This window comes from Bradyrhizobium sp. SZCCT0148 (assembly GCF_018129985.1).
Classification (GTDB): Bacteria; Pseudomonadota; Alphaproteobacteria; order Rhizobiales; family Xanthobacteraceae; genus Bradyrhizobium; species Bradyrhizobium japonicum_H.
The window spans coordinates 520,870-546,404 of sequence record NZ_JAFCKT010000003.1 but is presented as its reverse complement, the minus strand read 5'-3'; the positions used below and the strand labels follow the sequence as shown (position 1 = coordinate 546,404).

The 25,535-nt window shown below is 65.5% G+C and carries 28 protein-coding genes and 1 pseudogene; 12 read left to right on the top strand and 17 right to left on the bottom strand.

What is annotated here, in order from left to right:
* Positions 1 to 91: 91 nt before the first annotated feature.
* On the top strand, positions 92 to 916 hold the full coding sequence (locus JQ580_RS14390; protein ID WP_212280704.1) for a hypothetical protein: 825 nt from the start codon (positions 92 to 94) through the stop codon (positions 914 to 916).
* Positions 917 to 1,079: 163 nt separating this feature from the next.
* Here JQ580_RS14390 and JQ580_RS14385 read toward each other — a convergent pair whose 3' ends face one another.
* Together JQ580_RS14385 and JQ580_RS14380 are read right to left on the bottom strand one after the other, a co-directional pair.
* Positions 1,080 to 1,379, bottom strand: coding sequence for a transcriptional regulator (locus tag JQ580_RS14385; RefSeq protein ID WP_212280703.1), 300 nt, complete (start codon positions 1,377 to 1,379; stop codon positions 1,080 to 1,082).
* A pseudogene (locus JQ580_RS14380) lies at positions 1,379 to 1,567 on the bottom strand (hypothetical protein); the annotation flags it as partial. The gene JQ580_RS14385 and the pseudogene JQ580_RS14380, both read right to left, overlap by 1 nt.
* Positions 1,568 to 1,708: 141 nt before the next feature.
* Here JQ580_RS14380 and xseA point away from each other — a divergent pair.
* Positions 1,709 to 3,349 carry an exodeoxyribonuclease VII large subunit gene (gene xseA, locus JQ580_RS14375; RefSeq protein WP_212280701.1) on the top strand — a complete coding sequence of 547 codons (1,641 nt, stop codon included), beginning with the start codon at positions 1,709 to 1,711 and terminating at the stop codon, positions 3,347 to 3,349.
* Positions 3,350 to 3,677: 328 nt separating this feature from the next.
* On the opposite strand, the gene JQ580_RS14370 is transcribed toward xseA, so the two are convergent.
* Positions 3,678 to 3,824, bottom strand: coding sequence for a hypothetical protein (locus JQ580_RS14370; protein ID WP_212280700.1), 147 nt, complete (start codon positions 3,822 to 3,824; stop codon positions 3,678 to 3,680).
* Between the two features lie 178 nt (positions 3,825 to 4,002).
* Entirely contained in the window at positions 4,003 to 4,827 is an 825-nt protein-coding gene (locus JQ580_RS14365; RefSeq protein WP_212280696.1) for a dienelactone hydrolase family protein, read from the bottom strand.
* 206 nt (positions 4,828 to 5,033) lie between these two features.
* Between JQ580_RS14365 and JQ580_RS14360 the strand changes: the two genes are divergently transcribed.
* Positions 5,034 to 5,261: a DUF2093 domain-containing protein gene (locus JQ580_RS14360; protein WP_212280694.1), complete on the top strand. Its 228-nt coding sequence runs from the start codon at positions 5,034 to 5,036 to the stop codon at positions 5,259 to 5,261.
* 16 nt (positions 5,262 to 5,277) lie between these two features.
* Here JQ580_RS14360 and JQ580_RS14355 read toward each other — a convergent pair whose 3' ends face one another.
* The 7 genes from JQ580_RS14355 to JQ580_RS14325 all read right to left on the bottom strand — a co-directional run bounded on the left by JQ580_RS14355 (position 5,278) and on the right by JQ580_RS14325 (position 11,269).
* A complete protein-coding gene (locus JQ580_RS14355; RefSeq protein WP_212280693.1) occupies positions 5,278 to 5,586 on the bottom strand; it encodes a hypothetical protein in 309 nt (102 codons plus the stop codon).
* 87 nt (positions 5,587 to 5,673) lie between these two features.
* Positions 5,674 to 6,690, bottom strand: coding sequence for a tetraacyldisaccharide 4'-kinase (lpxK, locus tag JQ580_RS14350; protein ID WP_212280689.1), 1,017 nt, complete (start codon positions 6,688 to 6,690; stop codon positions 5,674 to 5,676).
* Positions 6,683 to 8,032: a 3-deoxy-D-manno-octulosonic acid transferase gene (locus JQ580_RS14345; protein WP_212280688.1), complete on the bottom strand. Its 1,350-nt coding sequence runs from the start codon at positions 8,030 to 8,032 to the stop codon at positions 6,683 to 6,685. The genes lpxK and JQ580_RS14345 overlap by 8 nt, the downstream gene beginning before the upstream one ends.
* Positions 8,025 to 8,744 carry a lysophospholipid acyltransferase family protein gene (locus tag JQ580_RS14340; RefSeq protein ID WP_212280686.1) on the bottom strand — a complete coding sequence of 240 codons (720 nt, stop codon included), beginning with the start codon at positions 8,742 to 8,744 and terminating at the stop codon, positions 8,025 to 8,027. The genes JQ580_RS14345 and JQ580_RS14340 overlap by 8 nt, the downstream gene beginning before the upstream one ends.
* Positions 8,741 to 8,983 (bottom strand): DUF4170 domain-containing protein, encoded by a 243-nt coding sequence (locus JQ580_RS14335; RefSeq protein ID WP_212280685.1) that lies wholly within the window; start codon positions 8,981 to 8,983, stop codon positions 8,741 to 8,743. The genes JQ580_RS14340 and JQ580_RS14335 overlap by 4 nt, the downstream gene beginning before the upstream one ends.
* Before the next feature lie 62 nt (positions 8,984 to 9,045).
* A complete protein-coding gene (locus JQ580_RS14330) occupies positions 9,046 to 9,864 on the bottom strand; it encodes a 3'(2'),5'-bisphosphate nucleotidase CysQ (RefSeq protein WP_212280683.1) in 819 nt (272 codons plus the stop codon).
* Entirely contained in the window at positions 9,851 to 11,269 is a 1,419-nt protein-coding gene (locus tag JQ580_RS14325) for a TldD/PmbA family protein (protein WP_212280682.1), read from the bottom strand. Before JQ580_RS14325 ends, JQ580_RS14330 begins: the two co-directional genes overlap by 14 nt.
* 265 nt (positions 11,270 to 11,534) lie before the next feature.
* Here JQ580_RS14325 and JQ580_RS14320 point away from each other — a divergent pair, with 265 nt between their 5' ends.
* The gene (locus JQ580_RS14320; RefSeq protein ID WP_212280681.1) at positions 11,535 to 12,053 is read left to right on the top strand and encodes a DUF6101 family protein; all 519 of its coding nucleotides are present in this window, start codon (positions 11,535 to 11,537) and stop codon (positions 12,051 to 12,053) included.
* A gap of 102 nt (positions 12,054 to 12,155) precedes the next feature.
* On the opposite strand, the gene ubiA is transcribed toward JQ580_RS14320, so the two are convergent.
* Together ubiA and JQ580_RS14310 are read right to left on the bottom strand one after the other, a co-directional pair.
* The gene (ubiA, locus tag JQ580_RS14315; RefSeq protein ID WP_212280680.1) at positions 12,156 to 13,085 is read right to left on the bottom strand and encodes a 4-hydroxybenzoate octaprenyltransferase; all 930 of its coding nucleotides are present in this window, start codon (positions 13,083 to 13,085) and stop codon (positions 12,156 to 12,158) included.
* On the bottom strand, positions 13,082 to 13,744 hold the full coding sequence (locus JQ580_RS14310; RefSeq protein WP_212280679.1) for a hypothetical protein: 663 nt from the start codon (positions 13,742 to 13,744) through the stop codon (positions 13,082 to 13,084). Before JQ580_RS14310 ends, ubiA begins: the two co-directional genes overlap by 4 nt.
* Positions 13,745 to 13,954: 210 nt before the next feature.
* Between JQ580_RS14310 and JQ580_RS14305 the strand changes: the two genes are divergently transcribed.
* A complete protein-coding gene (locus JQ580_RS14305; RefSeq protein ID WP_212280678.1) occupies positions 13,955 to 14,710 on the top strand; it encodes a 16S rRNA (uracil(1498)-N(3))-methyltransferase in 756 nt (251 codons plus the stop codon).
* On the opposite strand, the gene JQ580_RS14300 is transcribed toward JQ580_RS14305, so the two are convergent.
* Together JQ580_RS14300 and JQ580_RS14295 are read right to left on the bottom strand one after the other, a co-directional pair.
* Positions 14,707 to 15,717 carry a helix-turn-helix domain-containing protein gene (locus JQ580_RS14300; RefSeq protein ID WP_249134156.1) on the bottom strand — a complete coding sequence of 337 codons (1,011 nt, stop codon included), beginning with the start codon at positions 15,715 to 15,717 and terminating at the stop codon, positions 14,707 to 14,709. The genes JQ580_RS14305 and JQ580_RS14300 overlap by 4 nt on opposite strands.
* Before the next feature lie 10 nt (positions 15,718 to 15,727).
* Complete coding sequence (locus tag JQ580_RS14295) at positions 15,728 to 16,279, bottom strand: hypothetical protein (RefSeq protein WP_249134155.1); 552 nt, start codon at positions 16,277 to 16,279, stop codon at positions 15,728 to 15,730.
* 680 nt (positions 16,280 to 16,959) lie between these two features.
* Between JQ580_RS14295 and JQ580_RS14290 the strand changes: the two genes are divergently transcribed.
* From JQ580_RS14290 to JQ580_RS14270, 5 genes are all read left to right on the top strand, one after another.
* Complete coding sequence (locus tag JQ580_RS14290) at positions 16,960 to 18,111, top strand: ATP phosphoribosyltransferase regulatory subunit (RefSeq protein WP_212280677.1); 1,152 nt, start codon at positions 16,960 to 16,962, stop codon at positions 18,109 to 18,111.
* A 3-nt stretch (positions 18,112 to 18,114) separates the two neighbouring features.
* Positions 18,115 to 19,092 (top strand): ATP phosphoribosyltransferase, encoded by a 978-nt coding sequence (gene hisG / locus JQ580_RS14285; protein ID WP_212280676.1) that lies wholly within the window; start codon positions 18,115 to 18,117, stop codon positions 19,090 to 19,092.
* A gap of 99 nt (positions 19,093 to 19,191) precedes the next feature.
* The gene (locus JQ580_RS14280) at positions 19,192 to 20,238 is read left to right on the top strand and encodes a glycosyltransferase family 2 protein (protein ID WP_212280675.1); all 1,047 of its coding nucleotides are present in this window, start codon (positions 19,192 to 19,194) and stop codon (positions 20,236 to 20,238) included.
* Entirely contained in the window at positions 20,235 to 21,080 is an 846-nt protein-coding gene (locus JQ580_RS14275) for a ChbG/HpnK family deacetylase (protein WP_212280674.1), read from the top strand. The genes JQ580_RS14280 and JQ580_RS14275 overlap by 4 nt, the downstream gene beginning before the upstream one ends.
* 125 nt (positions 21,081 to 21,205) lie before the next feature.
* Positions 21,206 to 22,042 (top strand): DUF2076 domain-containing protein, encoded by an 837-nt coding sequence (locus JQ580_RS14270; RefSeq protein WP_212280673.1) that lies wholly within the window; start codon positions 21,206 to 21,208, stop codon positions 22,040 to 22,042.
* Positions 22,043 to 22,161: 119 nt separating this feature from the next.
* On the opposite strand, the gene JQ580_RS14265 is transcribed toward JQ580_RS14270, so the two are convergent.
* Positions 22,162 to 22,971 carry a L,D-transpeptidase gene (locus JQ580_RS14265; RefSeq protein WP_212280671.1) on the bottom strand — a complete coding sequence of 270 codons (810 nt, stop codon included), beginning with the start codon at positions 22,969 to 22,971 and terminating at the stop codon, positions 22,162 to 22,164.
* A 316-nt stretch (positions 22,972 to 23,287) separates the two neighbouring features.
* Between JQ580_RS14265 and JQ580_RS14260 the strand changes: the two genes are divergently transcribed.
* Entirely contained in the window at positions 23,288 to 24,076 is a 789-nt protein-coding gene (locus JQ580_RS14260) for a protein phosphatase CheZ (protein ID WP_212280669.1), read from the top strand.
* Positions 24,077 to 24,274: 198 nt separating this feature from the next.
* Here JQ580_RS14260 and JQ580_RS14255 read toward each other — a convergent pair whose 3' ends face one another.
* Complete coding sequence (locus tag JQ580_RS14255) at positions 24,275 to 24,796, bottom strand: hypothetical protein (protein WP_212280667.1); 522 nt, start codon at positions 24,794 to 24,796, stop codon at positions 24,275 to 24,277.
* A gap of 316 nt (positions 24,797 to 25,112) precedes the next feature.
* Between JQ580_RS14255 and JQ580_RS14250 the strand changes: the two genes are divergently transcribed.
* Complete coding sequence (locus JQ580_RS14250; RefSeq protein ID WP_094973116.1) at positions 25,113 to 25,409, top strand: co-chaperone GroES; 297 nt, start codon at positions 25,113 to 25,115, stop codon at positions 25,407 to 25,409.
* Positions 25,410 to 25,535 lie beyond the last annotated feature (126 nt).

Genomic DNA, 25,535 nt, shown 5'->3' with positions numbered 1-25,535 from the left:
ACGGGCTTAGCCTTTGTGTGGGTCGAAGGTCGCCATGAGATGAGCCAAAGGCGCTAAGGCGCCGTTGCGAGATGATGCCTTAAAGACCGTGATGCACGGGCCGACACAGAAGACCGCGCGGCCGTCCAAACCAAAGGAGCGTGCCATTTCAAAGGTTGTTCCATCCCAAGTGGTCGCGTTGATTGATCGCGTCTACCCGTCGGCTAAGGCTACGCCCAGCATGACAGTGTACTCTGGAGATGCAGCGATATTAGCTTCGATCATTAATCTCGTGGACGATATTCCAGTCGAGCTCCTGACTCTAAGCGGCGACGACTACACAGGACTCGTGGTTGGCCTTGAATCGATGGGGGCAGCCATAGAGCGTTGGAATTTCAGGGGTGGGGACGATCCACCTCGCACTCTCGACGGTAAAAGTCCGGTCCATTTGATCCGAGACGCTCTTAGTAGATGCCCCGATGAACGACCAGCACCAACTACGACAGAGTTGGTATTCATCATCGACGACTCCTTACGGGAAAGCATACGCCTCGACATCAGCAGCGCGTTCGATGCACTTCATCGAAGCGACTTCAAGGCCGCCACAGTTCTAGCAGGCGCAGCAATTGAAGCGCTCCTTCTGGCCGCTGTGCAAACCGGTGGCCACACGAGTCCTCCTTCCAGAATGAAAAATAAGCCAAAGGACGGACCAGAAACATGGGATCTAGCGCAATTCATCGAGGCGGCGACACTGCTGGGCTTGATAAAGCCTGAAACTGGCGAACAGGCGGGTCGGGCCAAGAACTTTCGCAATCTGATTCACCCCGGAAGGGCGCAGCGGTTGAGCGAGTCTTGCGATAGAGGTACAGCTCTCGCGGCACTCGCGGGCGTTGAGCTGGTATCACGCGATCTACAAGCGCTATCAAAGAAGCCATAGAATTCTACGCCGAAGTGTCGAATAAGGGGTTCTCTCTCCGCTCGCGCGCATGTTCACGAGGATAGAAACCCTTAACCCGACTTCGCTTTCAGCGAGGTCACCCTCTCCTACAATACAAAAGGAGGGGTGGAATCGGCCCGCCTCGAAATGACGACAACGGCGCCTAAACCTGCTTCCCCGCGATAATCTCCTGCAACTTCGCCACATGCCGCGCGAACGCGCCGCGGCCCGCAGCCGTGGCCGTCACCGTCGTCTGCGGCTTCTTCCCCACGAACGCCTTCTCCACCGACACATAGCCGGCCCTCGCCAGCGTCTCGATCTGCGCGCCGGGATTGTCGTCGGTGGCGCCGGCCAGCTTCTTCAGCCGTGGGAACTCCAGCCCCGCTGTCTCAGGCAGCGCGTTCAGCGCCGCCATGATCTTCAGGCGCAGCGGCTGGTGGATGATGTCGTCGAGCTCGGCCATCAGATCCGCCGCATCCAGAGGCCGCCGAGGATCAGGCCGCCGCCGTTGACGAAGGCCATCCAGAGCGGGAAGGCCTCGCCGATGGTGAAGAAGCCGATGAGCGCCAGCGCGGAGATGCCGAGACCGATGGCGACGAAGGCAGTGCCGAACCAGAGGCCCGCGAGGGCGTAAAACAGCATGAAATAGACCGCCCGCCCCCCGGAATCCATCAAGCAGCGGCGTTGGTGGCACGATGGATTCCGGGCTCGTCGCTTCGCGACGCCCCGGAATGACGGCGGCGGGATTGGCGCTTGCCGGCGAAAAGCCTTAACGTCGGGTCTGACCCCACCATGCCGAATCGTGTGCCGATGCCGCCTGCGGAACAACTGAACAACGCGTTTGAATTCACGGTGTCCGAGCTCTCCCAGTCCCTGAAGCGGACGGTGGAGGACACCTTCGGCCATGTCCGGGTGCGCGGCGAGATCTCCGGATTTCGCGGCGCCCACTCCTCCGGGCATTGCTATTTCGCGCTCACGGACGAGAGCGCCAAGATCGAGGCGGTGATCTGGAAGGGCGTGCACGGGCGGATGCGCTTCAAGCCCCAGGAGGGGCTCGAGGTGATCGCCACCGGCAAGCTCACGACCTATCCGGGCTCCTCGAAGTACCAGATCGTGATCGAGGCGCTGGAGCCGGCCGGCATCGGCGCGCTGATGGCGCTGATGGAGGAGCGCAAGAAGAAGCTCGCCGCCGAAGGCCTGTTCGACGAGGCGCGCAAGCAGTTGCTGCCGTGGCTGCCGGAGGTGATCGGCGTGGTGACGTCGCCGACCGGCGCCGTGATCCGCGACATCCTGCACCGGCTGGAGGACCGCTTTCCCCGTCACGTGCTGGTGTGGCCGGTGAAAGTCCAGGGCGACGGCTCGGCCGAGCAGGTCGCGGCCGCGATCCGCGGCTTCAACGCGCTGCCTGAAGGCGGCAAGATTCCGCGGCCCGACGTGCTGATCGTCGCGCGCGGCGGCGGCTCGCTGGAGGACCTCTGGTCGTTCAACGAGGAGATCGTGGTCCGCGCAGCAAGCGAGAGCATGATCCCGCTGATCTCGGCCGTCGGGCACGAGACCGACATCACGCTGATCGACTTCGTCGCCGACAAGCGCGCGCCGACACCGACGGCCGCGGCCGAGATGGCGGTGCCGGTGCGCAGCGATCTCTTCGTCGAGGTCGCCGATCTCGGCCGCCGCACCCGCGCCTATTGGCAGCGCAGCCAGGAGAGCCGCCGCAACGAACTGCGCGCCGCCGCGCGCGCGCTGCCCGCGGCCGGCGACCTGTTGGCGATCCCGCGACAACGGCTGGATTCGGCGGGCGCGTCCCTGCCCCGCTGTCTCAAGGCCAACACGCACGCGCATTTCCGCAGGTTCACCGCCGCGAGCGCGAAGCTGACGCTGCGGGTGCTGCACGGCCAGATCTCGCAGGCCGATCATCGCCTGACTGTGTGCGGCGAACGGCTCGGCCTGTCCGCGCGCTCGCTGCTGCGGCAGCGGCGCGACCGCTTTGCCGGACTCGAGATTCGCCTGCGCGCCTCGAAGCTGTCCAACGCGCAAGCGCAGCGCAACGCCATTGCCCGCCAGCGCGAGCGCACCCATCGCCTCAGCGAGCGCGCCGGCCGCGCGCTCGTCACGTTGCTGCAGCGGCTGGAAGCCCGCGTCGACAACAGCGGCAAGCTGCTGTCGGCGCTGTCCTATCGCAGCGTGCTCGCGCGCGGCTTCGCACTGGTGCGGGACGAAGCGGGACATCCGCTGCATGCGGCCGACAGCATCGGGCCCGGCGCACGGCTGGAGATCGAGTTCGCGGATGGCCGTGTGGGTGCGACGGCGGATGCGGATCGTGCAGCTCCAACGGCCAGGCGCGCACCGGCGCAGCCGAAGACGGCCGCGGCGGACGCAAAACCCGCGCCGAAGCGCGTGGGCAAGCCGGTGGATCAGGGCACGTTGTTTTGAGGTGCAGGCGCGGCGTTGCGCTGTGTCATTCCCCGCCTTGTGCGCAATTGCGCACTGGAGCGGGGAATCCAGTAACCCGCGGCCGCTCAATTCAATCGCAACCGTCACGGCGTACTGGATCGCCCGGTCCTGGTGCGCAATTGCGCACTGGCCGGGCGATGACGGCGCGCGTATAGAACCGCTGTCGCGATCTCGTCATTGCGAGGCGCTCGCGACAAAATTGCAGAGCAATGTTGCGCTGAAGCGACGAAGCCATCCAGAATCCATCCGCGGAAAGATTCTGGATTGCCTCGCTGCGCTCGCAATGACGATGTGGAGACAGCCCGGCCTATCGACAGGACAATCCTGCGTCGATCGTGGTCCAGAAGCCGCAATGCTCCGGCGCGCGCTGGGGGGCGCCGGCGTGGGCCTCGTAGAGAAAGATCGCGACGGTAAAGACGGCGAGTGCGGAGACGAGCTTGAGACGGTTGCGCATGAGGATTGCGTTTAATCGACATCATGGTCGAACTAAGGCGCCGCCACTGGCTGTAACCCGCGCCGCGCGCGATCCGTCAATTCCCGGTCGGCCATTTCAGTCCGTGCAGGGCGGTGGTCGATGCGGTGCTGTCCGCCTGCCGTTGTTCTCTCCCGCTTGAAGCCCGAAGATGGTCGAATTACCGCGCCAGCCATTGCGCGACGTCCTTTTGCGATTCCGCGCGCGCCTCGGCATCCATGCCGAGCTGGCCGTGCTCGGGCGCGGCGGCATCGTTGCTGCCACCGACTGCGTGCAGCTGCGTGTTGGCGCGGTCGAAATCGTGATCGGCGCCGGGATAGACCACGATGCGTGCGAGCGCGCTGCGGCCATGCGCGCCCTCGACCATCTGGCGGCAGGCCGGCGGTGACGAGACGTCGTCATTGGCGCCGATCAGCACCAGCGTCGGCACCCGCGTGCTCCAGCCGAGACCGGCGGAGATCCGGCAGTCCGGATAGAACGCGATGGCGGCGCGGAAATCGGGCCCCGGATCACGCGCCCCGCTTTGCGGCCGCACCGCCCAGAGCAGCGCGCTGGCGCCGTTGGCCCAGCCGATCAGGCTGACGCGGTTGTGCGCCACCCAACTCTGCTTCATCAGCCAGGCGTGCGAGGCCGCGATATCGATGACGCGCTCGCGCCGCGCCTTGACGTGCATCTCCTTGACGCGGCATTGCGGCCCGAGATCGCGCGAGCCATAGCTATCGGGGAGCAGCACGGCATTGCCCGCCCGGACCAGGCGCTCGGCCCAATCGCGATAACGCGGCAGCACTGGATCGGAATGGCTGGCGAGGCCGCCGCAGCCGTGCAGCGCGATCACCGCCGGAAACGGCCCCGCGCCTTCAGGCTTGTAGAGCTGCGCATGCAGCACGCCCGACGCCAGCGGAATGTCGACCGGCTGTGGCGCCGGCGCGGCATGCGCGGCCGCCATCAGCAGTGTCAGGAACAGGGCGGTCAGTCGAAGGCGCATCGGACTATGCCACAGAAGCTGCGGGAAACAGCGATCCTTCGCCCAGGCAATATCACGCGAAAACGGCGGCAAAACATCACAAACCGGTGGGTTTACCGGGCGGACAAGCCACCCTATCTATGCTACATCCCGTCCAACACATCGTGCCCTCCAGGGTTTGCCTTCAAGGTTTTTCTGGACGCGGCCTTCCACGGAGACTTTCGACCGTGCTGAACAAGTTCGGCCCCTCGGGCCATGGCGAAGCGCAGGTGCAGTATCTCGACGGCGACTTCCGCGTGATCTCGCCGGGGACCTTCGTGCGCTGTGCCATCACCGACGTCAGGATTCCGCTCGACGAGCTGAAATACTGGAGCGTCGATCTGCAGGAGGCCTACGCCACGCCCGCCGCCGTGCTGCAGCGGCATTTCCCGGGCGCGCCGAAACCGCAGCCGTGAGTACGCCGGCACGCGGCTATTGGTGCTCCGTGCCATCGCCCCCCACGCAGGTCTTGATATAGCTCTTCCTGGATTCGCCGACGATCTTCTGGTCGATCGCCTGCTTCAGGCAATCGAGCCGCGCCTGCGCCAGGCAGAGTTGTAGCTGGTCGCGCTTGTCCTGTCCCTTCAGGCTCGCGGTCGTGGCAAGACACGTCACGCGCCTGGTCGCGGGAACCGGCACCGCGGCAGTCGGACTTGCGGTCGGCGCGGGCGCCTGTGCCAAAACGGGCGTCATGACCAGACAGGCAAGGCTGGCGGCGACAACGGCGGACGGCAATCTCATCGCATTCTCCCGATCGTCCGAGATCGATAGAAGTCCTGCGATGAATGGTCTCTGAATGACGAACCCGCCCTTCGAGACCGAGCGGATTCATCGCCTTGAGAACCGTCGCTCGCGCGCCTTGTAGAGGTGATCGCTGACCAATTGCCGCAGCCTTGCGGGGTCGTCGAATTCGAGCTGAACCGCGAACGGCACGATGCCGTCGGGCACGCCCTCGCGGCCGCGCAGGCGCGCAAGATCCTTTTCCGTCGTCACCAGCGTCAGCTGCTCGCGCCCGGCATCCGCCGCGAGCGCGGCGATCTCGTCGCGGGAGAACATGTGGTGATCGGCAAAGGGCCGTGTGCGCGCGACGTCGATGCCGCTCACGCGCAGGGTGCGGAAGAAGCGCTCGGGATCGCCGATGCCGGCAAAGGCGAAAACACGTTGGCCGAACAGCTGCGCCAGCGAGGCGGCATCCGGCTTCAGGCGCGCGCGCAACTCCGGCTTGTCGCGCCCGGCAAGCGCCGAGGCGACATCGTCGGCGGCATGGCCGTCGCCGATCAGCACCAGCGCGTCGGTGCGCGCGAGCTGCGCCTTCAGCGGCGCGCGCAGGGGACCGGCGGGAAATACCCGGCCGTTGCCGAGGCCCCGCTCGCTGTCGATCACGATGAGCGAGGCGTCCTTGAGCAGGCGCGGGTTCTGAAATCCGTCGTCCATCAGGATGACGGTGGCGCCTTGCGACTTCGCCAGCGCGACGCCGTCGAGGCGATCACGCGCGACCGCGACCGGGACGTCGCGCGCCATCATCAGGGGCTCGTCGCCGATGTCGGCCGCGGTGTGGCGCGTGCGGTCGACCATCACCGGGCCTGTCAGGCGCCCGCCATAGCCGCGGCTGAGCACCACAGGCGTTTCGCCGAGCTCGCGCAGCAGCCTGGTCAGCGCCAGCACGGTCGGCGTCTTGCCGGCGCCGCCGACGTGATAGTTGCCGACGCAGATCACGGGGATGCCGGCGTCCGCGCCCTGGCGCAGCATGCGCCGTTCGGCGATCGCGCCGTAGAGCGCTCCGAGCGGCCATAACGCATAGGACGGGAAAGAACGTGGCCGGTACCAGAAGGCCGGCTCACGCATTGGCGGCTCCCATCTCGATCCGCAGCTGCAGCAGATAGGGCTCGAGCGCGGTCATGGTGCGGTTGAGCGCGCCGCCGAGATCCTCGACCACGCTCGAGCCTGCGCGCTGCATCTTGTCGCGGACCGTCGGCTCGGCCAGCAACAGGCCGAGCTGCTTGACCAGCGCCTCCTGCGTGTCGGCCTGGCGCGCACCGCCGCTGCGGTCGAGCGCCTCGTAGACATCGGCGAAGTTGAAGACGTGCGGGCCATGCACGATCGCGGCCCCGAGCTTGATCGCCTCGATCGGGTTCTGGCCGCCATGGCGGATCAGCGAGCCGCCCATGAACACGATTCCCGACAGCCGGTAGAACAGTCCGAGCTCGCCCATGGTGTCGGCGACATAGACGTCGGTGGCCGCGGTCGGCAGCTCCTCGCGCGAGCGCAATGCCGGCTTCAGGCCCGAGGCCGTGATCAGGCCCGCGATCGAGGAGCCGCGATCGGGATGACGCGGCACGATCACGGTGAGGAGCTGCGGGAAGAAGCCGACGAGGCTGCGATGCGCCGCGACCAGCATCTCGTCCTCGCCCGGATGGGTCGAGGCCGCGACGATGATGGGGCGCCCGCGCGTCATCGCCATCAGCCGTTCGAGCTTGCCGGGATCGGCCGGCGGCGCCGGCACGTCGAGCTTGAGGTTGCCGGTGGTGACGACGTCGCGGCCGCCGAGCGTGGCGAAGCGTTCGGCATCGGTCCTGGATTGTGCGAGGCAGATGTCGAAGCGCGACAGCAGCGCCGAGATGGTGCCCTGCATGCGCCGCCAGCGCGGGAACGAGCGCGGCGACATCCGGCCGTTGATCAGCACCATCGGCACCCGGCGCGTCGCGCCGGCCAGGATCAGGTTCGGCCACAGGTCGGATTCGATGAACAGCGCCAGCGACGGCTGCCAGTGATCGAGGAAGCGCGCGACATAGCGCGGCGAGTCATAGGGCACGTATTGATGGATCACGTCGGGCGGAAACCGCTTTGCGACCACATTGGCCGAGGTGACGGTGCCCGAGGTGAGCAGGATGCGCAGATTGAGATCGCGCAGGCGCTCGATCAGCGCCGCCGCGGCCAGCACCTCGCCGACACTGGCGCCGTGGATCCAGACCAGCGGGCCATGCGGCCGCACGTCCCGGGACAGGCCGCGCCGCTCGCCGACGCGCGCGGGATCCTCCTTGCCCTGCTTCAGCCGCCGCCTGATCAGGGCAGGCGCAAGCGGCACCAGGCCCGACGCAAGGCGACGGTACAGCCGCAGCGTCAGCGGCAGCGAGCCAGGCAACGACTTGGGTAGCGACTTGGGCAACGACTTGGGCAACTTAGGCATCTTGAGGCCCAGGGCGGCCGAGTTGCGCATAGGCGCGGCGGGTCGCCTCGTTCAGCGTCTCCTCCAGCTCCAGCCGCAGCGCTTCCATCATGGCGGCGTCGGCATCGGCGGGAACATGGATTTCCTTGATGCCGACCAATGCGCCCCGCCCGAATGGAAGATTGATGGTGGTGCGGTCCCAGTTCTTGAGCCGGACGAAGCGGCTGGTCGCCATCGCGAAAGGCATGATCGGCCGCCCCGATTCCCGTGCCAGCATGATAATGCCGAGCCCGGCCACGCGCGAGCGCTTGGGGACATCGGCGGTCAGCGCGACATTACAACCGGCCTGCAGCGTGCGCACCATTTCCTTGAAGGCGCCGACCCCGCCCTTGCGGTGGAAGGCGCCGCCATGATCGCCGGAACCGCGGATGGTGCCGATGCCGAGCCGCTCCGCGGCGATCGCATTGAACTCGCCGTCGCGATGGCGGGAGATCAGGACCTTGGCGCGATAGGAGGCCTTGTCCTGGTTCTTGATGAAGGGCGTGAGGAAATGCTGGCCGTGCCAGAACGCGAAGATCGCAGGAAGCTGCGGCTCGACGCGCTCATAGACGTCGGGCGGATCCAACGTGAATGTGTTGGTCCGCCAGACCAGACGCAGATATTCGGCCGCCAGAACCCCGACGGCACGCTGAAACCAGCTGCTTCGCAGCGTATTGCGAAGCAGCTTTTTCAACGCGCCGGTTCTTGATTCGGGTCGAGCAGCCGGTGGAGATGGACGATGAAATAGCGCATCTGCGCGTTGTCGACCGTGCTCTGCGCCTTGGCCCGCCAGGCGGCGTGGGCGGTCGCATAGTTCGGATAGAGGCCGACGATCTCGACGTCGTCGAGATTCTTGAAGGTGTTTTGCTTGAGGTCGACGAGCTCGCCGCCGATCACGAGATGAAGCAGTTGTTGCGGGGCACTATCTGGCATGAGTTCTGTTCCTAACGGGCTGCCCGGCAAAGCAGTGTTCGAGAAGCACGACAAAAAGCGCTTTAGGCCAAGGGACGGTTTCGAAAATGCGCGACAATGCCCGCATGACGATCGCGTCCCGCTGCCACCAGCACCCCGTGCGCCACTTCCCGGCGGTTATAGAGGATGGGTTCTCCGGAGAGGTCGCTCATTCTACCATCGGCTTCCTGCACGATCAAATCGGCCGCCGCAAGGTCCCAATCATGGCTGTTGCCCCCCGCAAAAGCCGCATCCAGCGCGCCATGGGCGACCCGGCACAGCCGCAGTGCGAGCGAGCCGATTCGCGGATGCAGCTTGATTTCGCCGCCCGAGCCGTTGAGCCGCTCGACCATCGGCTTCGGGCCGGCGACGCGGGAAAAGTCGAGCGTGGATCCGGGCGAAGCCTGCACGGCTGCGCCGTTCAGCGTGGTGCCCTGGCCGCGTGCGGCGAAAAAGAACTCGCCGCTCACAGGCGCGAACACCGCGGCCAGCACCGGCGCGGTCTCCTCGACCAGTGCGACGCTGACGCACCAATCCTCGTGGCCGTTGAGATAGTTGCGCGTGCCGTCGATGGGATCGACGATCCAGGTCAGCCGTCGCGACAGCCGCGCCGCATCGTCGGCGCTCTCCTCCGACAGCCAGCCGTAATCCGGCGTCGCGCCGCGCAGGCGCGTTTCGAGCAGGTCGTTGACGGCGATGTCGGCTTCGGACACCGGCGAGGACGCACCCTTGGTCCATGTCTTCAATTCGGTGCGGAACATCGACTGCGCCAGCGCGCCTGCTTCGCGCACCGTATCCCGCAGCAGCGCCGCGTCGCGCGTCAGGATGGTTTCGCCCGGGGCGTTCGCCTCAACGTCCGCCAAGCGTCAATCCCTCGATGCGCACCGTCGGCGCATTGATGCCGTAGCGGAACTCGAGATTGTTGGCAGGCTGCATCGACTTGAAGATCTCGAACAGATGACCGGCGATCGTCACCTCGCTGACGGGATAGGTGATCTCGCCGTTCTCGATCCAGAAGCCGGAAGCGCCGCGGCTGTAATCGCCGGTGACGCCGTTCACGCCGGAGCCGATCAGATCGGTGACGTAGAATCCCTGCTTGATGTCGGCGATCAGCTCGGCGGGCGTCGGCGTGCCGGGCTCGAGATGCAGATTGTACGGCCCCGGCGAAGGCGAGGACGACACGCCGCGGTGGGCATGGCCGGTGGTGGCAAGGCCGAGCTCGCGCGCGGTGGCGCAGTCGAGCAGCCAGGTCGTCAGCACGCCCTCGTCGACCAGCGCGGTCTTCTTCACCGCAACGCCCTCGGCGTCGAAGGTCTGCGAGCGCAGCCCGCGCTTGCGCAGGGGATCGTCGATGATGCGGATGTTCTTGGCAAACAGCTGCTGGCCGAGCTTGTCCTTCAGGAAGCTGGTCTTGCGTGCGATCGAGGCGCCGTTGATGGCGCCGACAAGATGGCCGACCAGCGAACCCGCGACGCGCGGATCGAACACGACGGGCACCTTGCAGGTCTCGACCTTGCGCGGATTGGAGCGCGCCACGGTGCGCTCGCCGGCGGAACGGCCGACGATGCCGGGCGACAACAGGTCGGCGCCGTGCGGCGCCGAGGTGAAGTCGTAATCGCGCTCCATGCCGGTGCCTTCGCCGGAGATTGCGGTGGCGGAGATGCCCTGGCTGGAGCGCAGGTAAGAACCGTGGAAGCCGGTCGAGGTGACCAGCACCATGCCGCCCATGCCTGCCGACGCCGAGGCGCCGCCGGATTTGGTGACGCCCTTCACGGCGAGGGCCGCAGCCTCGGCTTCGAGCGCGCGGCGCTCGAGCTCGCTGGTGGCCGGCACGTCGGGATCGAGCAGGTCGAGATCGGGGAAGTCGCGCGCGAGCAGCGATGGGTCCGCGAGGCCGACATATTTGTCGTCGGGCGCGACGCGCGCCATCGCGACCGCGCGTTCGGCAAGCTTGGTCACCGCATCGCCGCTGACGTCGTTGGTCGAGACCACCGCCTGGCGCTGGCCGACCAGCACGCGCAGGCCGACGTCGTCACCCTCGGAGCGCTCGGATTCCTCGACGCGTCCATCGCGCACCTCGACCCCTTGCGAGACGCCGCGCACCGCGACCGCGTCGGCCGCATCCGCGCCTGCGCGCTTTGCCGCCTCCACCAGCCGCTGCGCCAGAACCGACAAAGCGGACTGGTCGAACAGGTCGCGGCTGGCCTTTGACCCCTTGGAGGAATCCTTGGACGAAAGCGTCGAGCTTGCGGATGGTGAAGAGTTCACGAACGAAATCCTGTTGGGGCGGGGGTTCGGGACCGGAACCCACAGATGTGCCCTGATCGCGCGGACTTCAAGCATTTTCAGCCTGCCAGAAGCTCAGATTCGCGCCTTTGACGCAATGTCTCGTCAATCATGCGTGCCAAGGTCTTGTCAATCATGAGCCACAGTGACGGTGGGTTAACCAGCCTTTTTAAGCGGTTTCGGAAAGCCGCGCGCTAAGGTCCTCACATCGACCGGGAACATAATCCTGGCGGGGAGAACTAAAGCCGTGAGGCGTCAAACAGCAACATGCGGGATCGCTCCCGCCGGGTCGAGCCGCTCCCTGCGGCTCGACCCCCTTTCCCTTCCAGTCCGCTTCGATGCGCATGATCCGCGCGCCGACGGATATACGAGGCAGATCGAGCTTCATCGCGAACGTGTCGTGCTTCGCCGTGCCGTTCGCGGCATGCAGATGGCGATCAACGTCCGCGTCAGCGATTTCATCGGCGTCGCGCTGCGCGGCAATGACGAGGCGCAGGCCATCGTCCTCGTGCATCGCGATCCCTCGCTCTCCGTTCCGCTGCTGGTCGGCGCCAACGACGACGAACTCGTCGAGGCCTTGGCGATCTGGAGCGAGTTGTTCGCGCTTCCGCAGCTCGACGAAGGCGCGCGCAAGCCTGCCGCCCGCCGCCGCCGCGCCAATGCGATCCGCGCCCGCCGTCCGAAATTCCTGATGCGCCGCCGCGTTGCGATGGCACGTGAATTGTCGGTTCACCGCGAAGAACGCGAGATCATCGCGCGGAACTAAGTGTGATCCGGTACGGTGGGCAAAGAGCGTGCCCACGCCTTCTATCCAGCATTGAGAGATCGCGGGCACGGCGCACGTGCGCCTTTGCCCACCCTACAAGACCTACGCCCGCATCACCGCGTCGGCGAGCAATCCCGCGAAGAGCAACAGACCGGCATCCCTGTTCGACTTGAACAGGCGCAGACAAAGCTCGGGATCCTCGATCCGCAAGCGCACGATTTGCGATGCCAGATGTGCGGCGAAGGCGATCAGGCCGAGCCAGGCCGGCCAGCGCGCATCGGCGGAGGCGAGAGCGACGCCGATCAACATCACAGCGAGCCCGTAGAACAGGATCAACGCCTGCTGCGTATGCGCGCCGAACAGGCGCGCGGTGGACTTGACGCCGATCAGCGCGTCGTCCTCGGCGTCCTGATGGGCGTAGATCGTGTCATAGCCGATCACCCATGAAATCGCGCCGGCATAGAGCACCAGTGCGGTGACGTCGATGCGTCCGAAGGTGACGGCAAATCCCATCAGGGCGCCCCACGAAAAAGCGAGGCCGAGCACGATCTGCGGCCACCAGGTGATCCGCTTCATGAAGGGATAGATCGCGACAATCAGGAGCGAGGCGATGCCGGTCAGGACCGCGAAGCGGTTGAACTGCAGCAAGACGACGAGACCGGTCACGGCCAGCGCGATCATGAAGGCCAGCGCCTGCTTCGTGCTCACCTGCCCCGAGGGCAACGGCCGCGAGCGGGTGCGCTCGACCTTGGCGTCGAGGTCGCGGTCGGTGATGTCGTTCCAGGCGCAGCCCGCCCCGCGCATCACGAAGGCGCCGATGAAGAACAGCACGATGGTGAGCGGCAGTCCGCGAACGTCATGCGCCATGCCGCTCGCGAGCGCTGCCGACCACCAGCACGGCATCAACAGCAGCCAGGAGCCGATCGGACGATCGAAGCGGGACAAGCGCAAATAGGGCCGTGCCCATTGCGGCGCGTGCGTATCGACCCAGTTGCCGGTGGAATCGGCAACGGGGGCGGACGTGTCGCTCATCGGGTCAGGACGTTGCCGTTGAGCGTGTCGAAGGTGCTGCCGCCCTTCTTGCCGGCATTGGCCTCAGGCGCCGAGCCCGAACCCAGCACCTCGCTGAGCGACGGGCCGGCCGGGCCGCGTGGCTGGTTCTGCATTTGCTGAGCGACGTTGCAGACCTTCGTCGCCATGGCCTCAGTGTTCTTGTGACCGGACTTCATCTGGTCGCCGATCTGCGGCGGGATTCCGCATTTGGCGGCGTGGGTGTCGATATATTTGATCATCTTGGACTCGGCCTGGCTGAAATTGCGGATCAGCTTGCAGGCCTCGTCAGGGGGCGCGTGACGGTCGCTCGCGGCCTTGATCAGTTTGCCGCGCTTCTCGGCTTCCTCGCGCAGGGGCATGAAAGCCTTCATGCAGTCCTCGCCCGGGCCGCCCTGGGTCGGCGGGGCCGCGCTGAACGCGCCAGCGCCGCCAACGGGCGCGGCGCCGTTCACGGGAAAGGACGATTGCGGAGCCGTGCCGACCGAAGCAACTGGCGCCGAGCCGTTCACCGGGGGAAACGCGGAACTGGTAGCGGCCTGGTTCGGCAGCGGCGCCGGAAAGGCGCTCTGCGCATAGGCGCCCGCGGCGCTCAGGGTGACCATGGCGGCAGTGATCGGAACCATCAAATGACGGATCATCAGGATAGTCTCTCCGGCAGGAGCTACGGGGTTCGGCGCCTTCCCAATTGAAGCGCAACCAGCGTGTTCGCGGTTTTACGATTCCCGCCGACGCTTAACAACCCGTTGAATAGGGCAAGAGCGCGGCGCGGGGACGCACCGTTTCGGCAATATTTACCCCCGGAATGGCTGCTTTCGGTTAAGAACGGCCCCAAATCGGACCCCTGAACGATGCCCTCCCACGATTTTCGCGCCCCCCGTCTGTTCGTCGACGCTCCCCTCGCCCAGGACGCCAGGATCCCGCTCGACCGCGACCAGAGCAATTATCTCGGCAATGTGCTGCGACTGGCCGCCGGAGCCGAGGTCCTGGCCTTCAACGGCCGGGACGGCGAGTGGCAGGCCGCCATCGAAGGCCGCAAGCGGCCGGACGGCCTCGTGATCCTTCAGCAGACCCGCCCCCAGGACAGGCTGCCTGACGTCGCCTACGTTTTCGCCCCGCTCAAGCATGCCCGGCTCGACTACATGGTCCAGAAGGCCATCGAGATGGGCGCCGCCGCCCTGCACCCGGTCCTGACCCGGTTTACCCAGGCCTCCCGGGTCAACACCGAACGGATGCGTGCCAATGTCGTCGAGGCGGCGGAGCAATGCGGCATCCTGAGCATCGCCAGCGTTGCCGAGCCGGTGCCGCTGGAGCGCTTCCTCAGCCAACGCTCAACAGATCGCCTGCTGATTTTCTGCGATGAGGCGGCCGAGGTACAAAACCCCGTCGAGAGCCTGCGAAACGCCCGTGCTGCCGGAGGGGGCATCGATGTGCTGATCGGTCCCGAAGGCGGCTTTGCCGAGGAAGAGCGGGCGCTGCTGCTGCGGCAGCCGAAAATCCTGCGGCTGGCCCTGGGTCCGCGGATCATGCGGGCCGACACTGCCGCGGTGGCGGCGCTGGCGCTGGTGCAGGCCGTATTGGGCGATTGGGGCGGCGGAAGCGGCTAGATCGTTTCCCGCATTGCGCGGTGCAAGGTCTCAGAAGGCAGTTCGCCGAAAGCCGCCTTGTAGCTCGCCGCGAACTCGCCCAGATGCCAGAAACCGTGCGCAATCGCACAGGCCTTCACGCTGCGCCGTCCTGCACCGATGCGCAGTTGCTTGCGCACCGACCAGAGCCGCAGAACCCGGCTATAGCGATGCGGACTGATGCCGCAAATGGCCTGTGTCGCGCTCTGGAGCGTGCGGACGGACACCCCGACCTGCTCTGCGATTTCAGGCGTCTTCGGCGAGATCGTCAGATCCTGCTGGATCAGCCGTTCCATGTCCGCAACGATCCGGCGATAGCCGTTCATCACGGGCGTCGCGGGACGGTCTGTCGCGCCGGTGGTTAGCGCAGCTTCCATCGTTCTGAGCAATGATTGCTCGACGACGCTCAACGATATCGGCTCGCTCAGGAAATCAGGATCATGCGCTGCGGCCTCCAACGTGTCGGATACCAGACGGCGCAATGAGGCGAGGACGTCCGGTGCGGGGTTCAACAGGTGATAGCCATCACCCAGTTGTGTCCAGGGTTCGCGCCGGGGCGGAGTGAGATACACGACGGCGATCAGCCGGCCCTCCGGCTCATGGACCAGACAATCGGAATTGCCTTTCAGGATGATGATCGAACGACCGACCGATTGCCCGTTGATGCGGGCCGAGGTGACGTGATCCATCGGCACCGCGACGGCGATGGCATTCATCAGTTGATAGCCTCGGATGATCCGCGGAAAAGTCTTCACCAGAGACAGGGTCAGGCTCGGCAGGCTGAGCCGGGCGCGCATGATGGCCGTGGTCCCGACCGCCAGCGGCATGCTGGATGCGCCGGCATATCGCTCGGTCTCGCCGAAATGGTCGATGTCATACGCCCGAAGCTCGAGGGCCGACGATGGCTTGAGCCCCTGAAAGGACATCAAGCGGTCCGCCGCCAGCGTTTGCGTCCCGTCGCGCGCAGTCTCGAAATGACCCTGATCCATGTCGTGCCGCTTACTTTGCCTTCCTTGCCGACGTGGCCACCCTGGACGCGCGCAGATCGTCCGGCCCGTTGATGCCGGCGCGCTTGAGATCGCGAAGCAGCTTCGTCAGCAGCAGCATGTTGGTCTTCTGCAGTTCATGGTTGTTTCCAAACCTGAAAGCGTTCTGCTCGGTCACGATAAGTCCTGCTTCAGTCTCTTCGAGAATCTTCCGCCTCTTCAGCCCGGTCACGCGACGGCGAACCGTCTCGAGCGGCAGGCTGAGGAAGCGAGACAGCGCAGCACGAGAAATCCCCTGCTTGATCACATCCGGCTCGACGTCGTGAATGCTGGAGAACTGCTCGTCCAACACCGGATCGTTCATCACGTGGATGACATTCGCGTTGAGGACCGCGTGAACGATCAGAAGGTCCAGCGGATCGAATTCATCGTAGTGCCGAAACAACTCACTCATCGAAAACAGCATATAGGCCAGCGTGTGTCGCGAGACCGTGCGGATGATGTCTGAAGCATTGCGCATGAATCGAATTCCAACATTCGTGTTGTAGACGACGAACAGTGCCAACGGATCGCTCGCCATACCCAAAATGAGTATGCGACGACTTGCCAGCTGTCCTCAATTTCTCATTGTGAAGCTCGGCCGCATCGCAATTGCTCGCCGACGCTTGCGCGCAGTGACATGAAGGTTGGGCCCCGGCGTGCTGCGGAAGCGATGGCCGACATGACGTTGGCGCACGTTCGCGGATTCAACGGCGCGATGACGTGCGGTATCGAGGTGGCGCGCGATGGAAGGCGTGACGATGGACGATGATGTCGCATCTGACGCGAGAGCACGCGACGAGCTGCGGCTGATCAGAGCGTATCTCCGCCTCAGGGACCCGGGCCGCAGGCGAAGGATCCTCGAGCTGGCGGAGCGGCTGGCGGAAGAAGCCGGGTCCGCTGTGACTGCACCGGCCGTGCCGGCGTATCATCCGTCGAGCCAGCTGAAGACGTCCCCGGGCCAGCCTGAATGATGCCGTCCAGCCCCGTCCGAGGCACCGGTGCAATGAGGTATTCAATTACCTTTTTCAGCGTGACGGCGAATCCCGGTTTTTAGCCGAGGACCGGCGGACGGGGCTCGCGTCAAACTCGTTAAGCGATTGATCCTTTGGAGGTCGAAACCACTTTCGGGCCATGCTAAGGGCAGCGCAACTCAGCTTACCTCCCCTTGCCCTGCCCGGTTCCACCGGGACAATGGACCCAGTCATGACCGCGACTGCCACCTCGAATGCTGCCGGCTCCGCCGCCTGGGCGGATACGCTGCTGTTGTCGTTCGCGCAGGCCGGCTACGTCAGGGCGGAGCCTGCCATCCTGCAGCCGGCCGAGCCGTTCCTGGATCTCTCCGGCGAGGACATCCGCAAGAGCCTGTACCTGACCACGGACCTCACCGGCGAAGAGCTCTGCCTGCGCCCGGACCTGACGATTCCGGTGGCGCGCGATTACCTCGCCTCAGGTCGCGCCGGCCAGCCGGCCGGGTTCAGCTATCTCGGTCCGGTGTTCCGCTACCGCAGCGGCCGAGCCAGTGAATTCCTGCAGGCGGGCATCGAATCGTTCGGCCGCCAGGACCGCGCCGCGGCCGACGCCGAGACGTTGGCGCTTGGGCTCGAAGCGACCGCGGCCTTCGGTGTCCACGACGTCGAGATTCGCACCGGCGACGTGGGGCTGTTCAACGCGCTGCTCGATGCGCTGAACCTCTATCCGGTCTGGCGCCGCCGCCTGGTCAAGGATTTCAACCGCAAGATCAGCCTGGAGCAGGATCTGGAGAAGCTGGCGGCTGCGACCACCGCGAGCCCCAGCGAATATCAGGGCGTGCTGGCCGCGCTCGCCGGCTCCGACCGCAAGGCCGCGCTCGCCTTCGTCACCGACCTGATGTCGATTGCCGGCACCACCAATGTCGGGGGCCGCACCACCGCCGAGATCGCCGATCGCTTCCTCGAGCAATCGACGCTGAAAGGCGGCGCGCTGTCGCGCGAGGCGATCGCCGTGCTCAAGCGCTTCCTGACCATTGCGGGCAATCCCGACGATTCCATCGCCGAGTTGCGTGCGCTCACGGCCGACGCCAGGCTCGACCTCACGGCCGCGATCGACCAGTTCGAGAGCCGGGTCGGCTTCATGGCGGCGCGCGGCATCGACGTGAAGCAGACGCGCTTCTCGACCGCGTTCGGGCGCGGCCTCGACTATTACACCGGCTTCGAATTCGAGCTGCATCATCGCGGCAACGGCGCCGAACCGCTGGTCGCCGGCGGCCGCTACGACGGGCTGATGACCCAGCTCGGATCGGCTGAACCGATCCCCGCGGTCGGCTTCTCGGTCTGGGTGGATGCGCTGACGAAGATCGTCCGCAAGGTGGGAGCTTAAGTCATGAGCGCGCCATTCGTCCTGGCCGTTCCCTCCAAGGGTCGCCTGCAGGAAAACACCGAAGCCTTCTTCGCCCGTGCCGGCCTCAAGCTGTCGAAGGCCGGCGGCGCCCGCGACTATCGCGGCACGCTTGCAGGCCTCGACAATGTCGAGGTCGCCTACCTCTCGGCCAGCGAGATCGCCTCGCAATTGTCGCGCGGCTTTGCCCATCTCGGCGTCACTGGAGAAGATCTAGTGCGCGAGAACATCGCGGACGCCGACAAGCGCGTGTCGCTGATCGATGGTCTCGGCTTCGGCTATGCCGACGTCGTGGTCGCGGTGCCGCAGGCCTGGATCGACGTTCGCACCATGGCCGATCTCGACGACGTCACCACCGGCTTCCGCGAGCAGCATCACATGCGGATGCGGGTCGCAACCAAGTTCGTCAACCTCACCCGCGCCTTCTTCCAGGGCCACGGCATCACCGATTACCGCATCGTTGAAAGCACCGGCGCGACCGAAGGCGCGCCGGCAGCCGGCAGCGCCGAATTGATCGTCGACATCACCACGACGGGCGCGACGCTCGCCGCCAACGGCTTGCGGGTGCTCGACGACGGCGTGATCCTGCGCAGCCAGGCCAATCTGGTCGCCTCGAAAGATGCCGACTGGACGCCGCAGGCGCGGGAGACCGCGCGAATCATCCTCGATCACATCGCGGCAAGGGCGCGGGCCAACAAATACCGCGAGGTCCGCACCCGCTTCCGGCAGTGCGACGCCGCCCTGCTCGGCGAAGCCCACACGCGTTTCGGTGTCGTGGCACCGTTCGGCGGACCGACCTCGTCAGGCATGCTGACGTTGCATTGCCCGCCGGGGCAGCTGTATGCGCTGGCAAGCTTCCTGCGCGAGCATGGCGCCGAGACCGTCTCGGTAGTGTCGCTCGACTACGTGTTCGACCGGGAGAACCCGCTGTTCGCCAGGCTCGAGGCGTTCCTGCGGCAGTGAGCCTCAGGTCTGCTCGGCTTGACCGTTCAGCTTTGCGACAGCAAACGGCAGCTACCATATGCTGTTGAGATGACTTCGAACGCCTCTGGGACTTGATCGATGACGCTGGGCTCCGACGTTTCCGGCATGACGACCACCGCAGCCACCGCCGCGGCGAAGGGGCTGTCGATCGTCGTTCCCGTCTACAACGAGGCGGCGGGCCTCGCCGCCCTGCATCAGCGCATCTGCGATCTCGCAAAGACCTTGCGGGAGCGCTATCGGCTGGCTTGCGAGGTCGTCTATGTCGACGACGGCAGCAAGGATGAAACGCTGGCGATCGCCCGCTCGCTGCCGGCCGACGCGGTCGACGTCCAGGTGGTGTCGCTGTCGCGCAATTTCGGCAAGGAGGCGGCGCTGATGGCCGGCCTCGACCATGCCCGGCTCGGCGCCGTCATGTTCATGGACGGCGACGGCCAGCATCCGCCGGCCCTGATCGAACAGCTGGTGCGACACTGGATCGATGACGGCTATGACGTCGTCTACACCGCCAAGGCGCATCGCGACAACGAGCCGTTCTTGCGCCGGATCGCCGTGCACGGCTTCTACGCGCTGATCAATTGGGGCGCACGGCAGAAAATTCCCGAGGACGCCGGCGACTTCCGCCTGCTGTCGCCGCGCGCGGTCACCGCGCTCAGGCAGCTGCCCGAGCGCAACCGGTTCTTCAAGGGCCTCGCCAGCTGGATCGGCTTCCGCCAGATCCGCGTCGACTATGAGCCGTCGGCGCGCGCCCATGGCGTCACCACCTTCAACGCCGCAAGCCTGCTTGGCCTCTCGATCGAGGGCCTGACCTCGTTTTCGGTCGCCCCCTTGCGCTTTGCCAGCCTGCTCGGCGTCATTCTCGCCGCGGGCGCTTTCCTGTTCGGCCTCTCGATCCTCTGGGAGGTGTTAACGACCGGTAAGCAGGTGCCCGGCTATCCCTCGCTGGTGATCGGCCTGATGACCATCGGCGGCGTGCAGCTCATCATGATCGGCATCGTCGGCGAATATATCGGCAAGATCCTCTCCGAGATGAAGGCGCGCCCGATCTACTTCGTCGCCGAGCACAGTGAAAAGCACTTCGAGGCCGACAAGGCGGACGACGCCGCGAAGAGGACGGCCGCCGAATGAGCGCGGCCGCAGGCCTGCGGCGGATCTGGCTCTGTGCCGACGATTACGGCATCAGCCCGGGTGTCAACCGCGCCATCCGCGACCTGATCGAACGCGGTCGCCTCAACGCCACCTCGGTGATGATGGTGGGCCCGGCGATCGAACGCAGCGAGGTCGAAGCGCTCCAGGCATCCGCGAAGGCCAGCCCGCGCTGCGCGATCGGATTGCACGTGACGCTGTCGGCGCCGTTCCGCCCCCTCACCATGCATTTCCGGCCGCTCGACGGCGACATGTTCATGCCGTTTCCAAAGCTGCTGCGCGCAGGCGTCTTGCGGCGGCTCGACCGCGAATTCTTCCGCAACGAGGTAAAGGCGCAGCTCGCCGCCTTTGCCGATGCGTTCGGCCGCGTGCCCGACTTCGTCGATGGCCATCAGCATGTGCAGCTCTATCCGCAGGTGCGCGACGGCTTTGTCGATGCGGTCGTTGAGGCCGCACCCAACGCCTGGGTACGCCAGGGCGGCCGCGACCTGCCGCTCAAGCAGCGCCTCGCTTCACCCAAGGCAATCGTGCTCGATGTTTTCAGCGCGCAATTCCGCCGCCGCGCCGGCAGCGCCGGCCTCAGCTTCAACCCCGGCTTCGCCGGCGCCTACGACTTCACGCGCGCGGCCGATTTCGGCGCGCTGATGCGACAATTCCTGGAAGGCTTGCCGGATGGCGGCCTCGTGATGTGCCACCCCGGCTTCGTCGACGATGTCCTCGCCGGCCTCGATCCGATGACGGACGTCCGCGAACGCGAGCACGCCTATTTGGCCGGCGACGCCTTCGCGCGTCTGCTGACGGACAGCGGCGCCACGCTGGGATGAGACCCGCGGAAAGCAGGCTGCGAGGCAGCTTGTCGCATACCGAAATTTAATCCGGCCGGCACTGTTGGGGCCACAATGGAACCCTACATCTGCCTCGCGCTTGTTTTGCGCGAGGGAGACAGACCATGACGCCGCAGGAACGCCAGCTCGTCGACGACCTTTTCGACCGGCTTTCGAAACTGGAAAACGCACCGCGCGATCCCGATGCGATCGCCGCGATCTCCGACGGGTTGCGCAAGGCGCCCGGCGCCATCTATGCGCTGGTGCAGACCACGCTGCTGCAGGACGAGGCGCTGAAGCGCGCCCATCATCGCATCCAGGAGCTGGAAGCGGGCCACGCGCCCGAGCAGGCGCAGTCCGGCGGCTTCCTCGACACCATGCGCGACACGTTGTTCGGTGGAAGCCCCTCGCGCGGCTCGGTTCCAAACGTGCCGCCGCGCGACGCGCGGCCGGTCTGGAACAGCGGCGGCGCGATGCAGCAAAGCCAACCGGGCTACGGGCAACCGCCTTACGGACAGGCTTACGGCCAGGGTCCTGGTCAGGGCCCGGGTCAGGGATACGGCGCACCGCCGATGGGCGGGGGCGGCGGCTCGTTCCTCGGCACGGCGGCGGCGGCTGCCGCCGGCGTCGTTGGCGGCTCGCTGCTGCTCTCCAGCATCCGCGGCATGATGGGCGGATCGCATCAGCAGGGCTTCGGCGACGCCAATGCCCTCGGCGACCGCAGCTCTGGTGGAAGCCCTTGGGGCGGCAGCGATCAGTCCGGCGGCTCGCTCGCGCGCGATGCCGGCCTCAACGACATCGGCTCGAAGGGCGAGTCCCGCCAGGGCTTCTCCGACCACGCGTCCAACGATCATAACGACAATGATCAGAACTACGGCGACAACAATGGCGACGGCAATATGGACGTGGCCGACGACAGCGATTTCGGCGGCGACGACGACGGCGGCAGCGATTACGCGTAAGGCTGCTGTGTCCCGCTACGAACAACAACGGCCGCCCAAGAGGCGGCCGTTTTCATTTCGGGGTCGTTGGTCATCGCCCTTCCTCCGCACGTGCGGAGAAGTGAGCGGCGAGCGGCTGGCTACATCACCACGACCTTGGTGCCGACATTGACGCGGCCGTAGAGGTCGATGACGTCTTCGTTGCGCATCCGGATGCAGCCCGAGGAGACGTTGGTGCCGATGGTCCACGGCTCGTTGGAGCCGTGGATGCGATAGAGCGTCGAGCCCAGATACATTGCGCGGGCACCGAGCGGGTTGTCCGGACCGCCTTCCATATGCCGGGGCAAATCGGGGCGGCGCGCGATCATTTCGGCCGGCGGCGTCCAATCCGGCCATTCGCGCTTGGCCGTGATCGACTTCACGCCGGACCAGGTGAAGCCCGGACGCCCGACGCCGATGCCGTAGCGCATCGCCCTGCCATTGCCCTCGACGAGATAGAGGAACTTGTTCGGGGTATCGACCACGATGGTGCCGGCACTTTCCTTGCCGCTATAGTCAACAGATTGTTTCTCGAATCTCGGATCGAACTGACGCTGCCGCGGGTCAACCGCCTCCTGCTGAACCGCGCCTTGCTGATATCCACCCTGCTGCGGCTCGCCCATCGGCGGCAGGCGGCGCTGATCGTAATAGCCGGGCTGCTGTTGATAGACCGGCTGCTGCGGCGCGTAGGCCGGACCGCGGCCGGGACCGTCGCTGAACAGGAACTCGATGAAGCCGCCGCCCATGTTCGCATTGGAGGCGACGCGCACCGGCGCCGGCGGCACCTGCGGCTGGTAGAGCACCGCGGGCGGATCGTTCGGCACCGAATTGTCGAAGGCGCCGGCACTGCTTGCGCCGGCAATGAAGGTGCAAGCGCTGCCGAGCAGCGCAACAGACATTTTCTTGAACATCGACGTACTCTGTACTGTTTCGTCTCGATCACATGCGCCGTGGAGAGCCGATGGCTGATCGCCGTCCGCGACGTGGTCAATAAAAAGCAAAAGGCGTTTCGTTTGGTAAACGGAAGCCGCGTTTTGATTCACCACGTCGCGAGCAACGCGCCAATTTGGCGATCAGCGTTTATTTTCGATGAACGCTGCACGGCCATGGTTAATCGCTCCTTTGCACGCCGTCGCGCGCAACCGCAACAACAGTTCCGGCCGTGAACTTCGTGTTAAATCGCTTCTGCCTAAAAAGACGCGTGAGTGAGGTGGGGGGAGTATCCTGATGGCTGTTCACCGCAAACGTTTTCGCGTCGAGGATATCGCTGGCGGCGGCGAGATGCCGAATTTTGACGTCAATGAAGAGGCAATCCCGATGCATACCGAGATCATGGCGGAGCTGCGCGCGATCCGTGCACAGATGGCGAAAGGCAGCATGCCTGCGCCGCTGTCCGGCAGCGCGGCCATGGCGGCGATCGACGCCTCAACCGCCCATGAGCTCGCTGAGGCTCGTACCATGCTCGAAACCTATCGGGCCCAGATCGAGCAGTGCGAAAAGCTGAAGGTCGAACTCGACCTGATCCATGACGCCATCGATCGCACCAAGCGCGAGATCGCGACGCTGCACGGCAAGAGCTTTGACGGCGGCGAAATGGCCAAGGTCAATGGAGAGCTCGGCGCAGTGGTCGGCGGCACCGAGCAGGCGACCCAACAGATCCTCGAAGCCGCGGAATCGATCGACCAGGCCGCCAGCGCCATGTCCAAGGTGGACTCGGTCGACCAGCAGAAGCAGCTCTCCGACGACATCCAGGAACGCGTTATCTCGATCTTCGAGGCCTGCAACTTCCAGGACCTGACCGGCCAGCGCATCAGCAAGGTCATGACCACGATGAAGTTCATCGAGCAGCACATCAACTCGATGATGGACATCTGGGGCGGCGTCGACGCGATCAAGGCCCACGTCGTTCCGCAGGTCGACACTCGCAGCGAGGACGACAAGCTTCTCAACGGCCCCAAGCTCGCCGGCGACGTCGGCCACGCCTCGCAGGACGACATCGACGCGCTGTTCGACTGAGCGGACGCGACAGAACGAAAAACAAAACGCCGGCGAAAGCCGGCGTTTTTGTTTTGGGTCATCCCCTCCGCCGTCATCGCCCGGTTTTGACCGGGCGATCCATTATTCCAAAACCGGTAGAGATGGGCGGCGGCGCAGTGGAGGCCCCGCCCCCCGCACGCGATTGCTTACCAGGCGGGGCATGACAACGAGCCGTGACTACGCCCGCGGCGCGCAGCGGACGTAGACCATGTTGCCGTAGCGGGTGGCGGCGTCCTTGTCGATGAATCGGGTGATCAGGACGCGGCCGTCGAAGGAGACGATCTCGCGATCCTGATCGCCGGGCGTCGGGCCCGCCGGTCCGATGTAGTTCTTGCCGCTCGGCGAGCCCTTCAGCCGCAGTTCCTGCGGGGTTGCCTGGTCGGCCAGATGCATGATCACGCCGCCGGAGGAGCCGGCGGTGATCACGTAGGGATTTTTGCACTGGGCGCGGGCGGCAGCCTCGGTGCGGGCGCGGTCGGCCGGGTTCTGGAACGAGGCGAGACCCCAGCGGCCGACGATCTCGTCGGCGCGAATGGTCGCAGGCATTTCCGGGCCGGCGCCGGGCTCGGCGTCGGGCGGCGGCGAGGACGACGAGAAGGACGGCAGGCTCATGCCGCCGCCGCAGGCGCCCAGCAGCAGCGCCAGACAAGAGGCGGCGGCCAGATTGGCGGCCGTGCGCGCGTGAGCTGAACTTAACATGGCATTCCCCCGGACAAGACCATGGCCGCACCCCTCCCGCAGCCAAGCGTAAAAACGCTGCCGGAGCAATGACGTCCTTTGATACGCCTGTGCCCCGAACAAGTTTCCAATACCACCATCCTATATCCGCCTCACCAATCGCTTAACCACCTTTGCTTGACAGGATCGCGGCCAAGCCATATTTCCGGGCGCACTATTAGCACTCGGAAAGCCCGATTGCTAAGCGCGCCGTTCGATCCCTGGGGTAGGGGCTGGGCGGAAGCGCCGCCCCACCCACTTCCACTACTTCCGAAGCGAGCCTCCAAAGGGAAACGTCATGGCTAAATCCAAATTTCGTCCGCTGCATGACCGTGTCGTGGTCAAACGTATCGACGCCGAGGAAAAGACCAAGGGCGGCATCATCATTCCGGACAGCGCCAAGGAAAAGCCGTCCCAGGGCGAAATCGTCGCCGTCGGCCCGGGCGGTCGTGACGAGACCGGCAAGCTGACCCCGATCGACCTCAAGGTCGGCGACCGCGTGCTGTTCGGCAAATGGTCGGGCACCGAGGTCAAGATCGACAACGAAGAGCTCCTGATCATGAAGGAGTCGGACATCATGGGCGTACTGGCCTAAGGCCACCCGCCTGAACAGCCGCTGAATGCGCCGCTGTCATGCCCGGCCAGAAGCGCGAAGCGCGTCTTCGCGCCAGATGACCCTGGCATCCATCAATCTTCGCCAGGTGATGGATTGCCGGGCCTA